General features: G+C 74.2%; 1 protein-coding gene. It reads left to right on the plus strand.

Annotation, left to right across the window (positions count from 1 at the left end):
• On the plus strand, positions 1 to 236 hold a 236-nt coding region (locus ACQG3P_RS23590; protein WP_426806402.1), incomplete at both ends, for a hypothetical protein.

Consider the following 236-nt stretch of genomic DNA (forward strand, 5'->3'; position numbering starts at 1 on the left):
GCTACGACCCGGAGCGCCACCCCGAGCTGGACAGCCGCGAGCGCATCGTGGCGTTCCTGCGCCGCGGCGTGAGCGCGCTGGGCAACCTGCCCGGGCACGTGCTGGACGGCGTGGTGCGCGCGGTGACCGGCCCCAACCGGTTGATCCGCGAGCATCACCATCGCCACTTCGCCGGCTCCCTGGTGCATGAGCGCGCCGGCACTGACCACGCGCAGCGGCCGCACCTGCAGTCTGCC

This window comes from Stenotrophomonas sp. SrG (assembly GCF_050031795.1).
Taxonomy (GTDB): Bacteria; Pseudomonadota; Gammaproteobacteria; order Xanthomonadales; family Xanthomonadaceae; genus Stenotrophomonas; species Stenotrophomonas rhizophila_A.